General features: G+C 60.0%; 2 protein-coding genes. Both read right to left on the bottom strand.

Annotated features, from left to right (window positions below; genetic code table 11):
* Positions 1 to 282: 282 nt before the first annotated feature.
* Positions 283 to 1,416 (bottom strand): IS91 family transposase, encoded by a 1,134-nt coding sequence (locus AC4QZR_RS19815; RefSeq protein WP_494482462.1) that lies wholly within the window; start codon positions 1,414 to 1,416, stop codon positions 283 to 285.
* The gene (locus AC4QZR_RS19810; RefSeq protein ID WP_494482461.1) at positions 1,416 to 2,036 is read right to left on the bottom strand and encodes a tyrosine-type recombinase/integrase; all 621 of its coding nucleotides are present in this window, start codon (positions 2,034 to 2,036) and stop codon (positions 1,416 to 1,418) included. Before AC4QZR_RS19810 ends, AC4QZR_RS19815 begins: the two co-directional genes overlap by 1 nt.
* Positions 2,037 to 2,410 lie beyond the last annotated feature (374 nt).

Genomic DNA, 2,410 nt, shown 5'->3' with positions numbered 1-2,410 from the left:
TAACAACTAAGGCTTCGTTGGGTACGGAGTGCCCACAATGAAGCCGTGGTTGCACGGAACCGGGCGACGCGTTATGGGTTTTAAGTCGGAAGAGGCTTGCCCCTGAACTACTTGTTGGGGCTATCTGGTAGCCGGCAGGCCCATCGGACGTGAACCTGGAAGGGTAATAGTAGATTACTTTCTGCTGTTTCCGGGAGAGGATTCCCGCTCTTTTCAGGGCATTTGCTGCCGCAGGGGCATAGCTTCGCCAGGCCACCTTTTCGGGTGGCTTTTTTTAGCTCCTTACTCGAACTCCCGGTTCCTGCGCTGCGTCCTTAGTCCCTGTGGCGGTCCCCGCTTGGCCAGCACCTGGAGGGTGAGCATCGTCTCCTTTTTGCAGCAAGGGCAGAGCAAAGGATTGTACACTTCTAGCTCCCGCACTTCTACTTTTTGCCTTTTCCCCTCGGGCAGCTGCTCCCGGATCACGGGAATGCTATAGCCCTTGCTGGTGCCGCTCAGGATGCCGTAGTGGCGTATCCTGACAAAGCCCCGGGGCAGGATGTGCAGGGCGAAGCGGCGGATGAACTCCATGCCCCCGAGCCTCATCTCCAGCTTTTTGGCCCCTTGCCGGTAGTCCTTGTAGGAGAAGGTGACCGACTGCTCGTCCACGGCTGTGAGGCGGTGGTTGGAGAGGGCGATCTTGTGGGTGTAGCGGCCCAGGTACTCGACCACGTGCCCGGGACCTGCGAAGGGGCGCTTGGCATAGACCACCCACTGTTTCCGAAACAGCGACTTTAGCAGTTCTTTCTCTACTGCTGGCATCTTTTCCCTCAGCAGCTGCACGTACTTAGCTCTGTAGACCCGGCTCATGGCCTTCACCGGGAAGAGGTAGCGGCCCTTGCCGCGGGCCCCTCGCCACCTGCCGTGCCCGGTGAGCCCGCCGCCGGGCACGATGCAGTGCAGGTGGGGGTGCAGCGAGAGGGTCTGGCCCCAGGTGTGGAGCACGGCCACCATGCCGGGGCGGGCGCCCAGGTGCTTTGTGTCCGTGGCGAAGGTGAGCAGCGTCTGCCAGGCGGCCTCGAAGAGGGTGTCGTAGACAAGCCTGGGCTGATGGAGGGCCAGTTGGTTCAGGGTATCGGGCAGGGTGAAGACCACGTGGAAGTAGGGCACGGGCAAGAGCTCCTGCTCCCGGGCCTGTATCCACTGCTCGCGCCTGCGGCCCTGGCATTTGGGGCAGTGGCGGTTCCTACAGGAGTTGTAGCTGACGCGCACCTGACCGCAGCCGGTGCAGGCGTCCACGTGCCCGCCCATGGCTTGAGTGCGGCAGCGCATAATGGCTGCTAGCGTGCGCAGCTGCCAGGAGTTGATGTGCGGGTGGCGCTCCACTTGGGGCCAGTGGGCCTGGAGCACATCGGCCACCTCGTGTCTGGCGCGCACTAGCAGTAGAGTGTGTCGAGCGGCGAGAAAGGCTTCTTCCTCCCGTTCTGGGCCACGTGCAGGTAGACCATCGTGGTCTGAATACTCTCGTGGCCCAGCAAGTCCTTGATGGAGACGATGTCCAGGCCGTCCTCGAGCAGGTGGGTGGCGAAGGTGTGGCGCAGGGTATGCGTGCTGACCTGCTTGGAGAGGCCGGCTTCATTGCGTGCCGTTCGCACCACCCACTGCACCCCTTGTTGGGAATAGCGGGTGTCTGCCAGGCCCTCTTCCCGCTGCTGCACCTGGCCGTTGAAGAGCCACTCTTGCGGGCACTCAGCCAGGATGTACTTTTCAAGCCCCCGGATCAGGTGCCCGCTCAAGGGCACATAACGGTCCTTGCCTCCCTTGCCCTGGCGCACGTGGAGCATCCTGCGGTCAAAGTCCAGGTCTGAAAGACGGAGGTTACGCACTTCGGCGCAGCGCAAGCCGCAGCCGTAGAGGGTGGCCATAAGGACCCGGTGTTTTAACAGCTTTGGCGCCGAGAGCAGCCTTTTAACCTCGGGCTTGCTTAGAACAACAGGCAGCTTTTTGCTGCCCCGCAGGACAGGCAGCTCGATACGCTTGTCCTTGAGGCCCTCCATGCGGAAGACGTAACGCAGGGAATAAACGGTGAACTTGAAATAGGAATCGGAGGGGGTATTGTGCTGCTGCTTTACCAGGTAGAGGTAGTCGTTGATCTGATCAGCGTCCAGCTCGGTGGGCAGGCAGTTAAAGTGCAGGGCTACCTTGGCCAGGTGGTGGCTGTAGTTTTTGAGCGTGCTCTGGCCGCGTCCGGCGACGGTGATTTTTTTGGAGAACTTCTCGTAAAGCTCGCTGAATCCCGCTACATTAGAGCAGGCAGTCTGGATAAGGGTAGGCTCTTTTTTTTCATCTTAATTAGAAGTTAAATGTGAATCCAAAAGATAGCCCTTATCCGCTGCTTTTTAAAACCAGCTACCGAAGGTTTAGTGCAACC

Source organism: Pontibacter sp. YIM B11418 (assembly GCF_059278805.1).
The sequence above is the reverse complement of the archived record's forward strand: the minus strand, read 5'-3'. Positions and strand labels throughout refer to the sequence as shown.

Coding starts and splice junctions, on each gene's coding strand:
- AC4QZR_RS19810 (WP_494482461.1), bottom strand. CDS start 2,036: ATGGAGGGCCTCAAGGACAAGCGTATCGAGCTGCCTGTCCTGCGGGGC.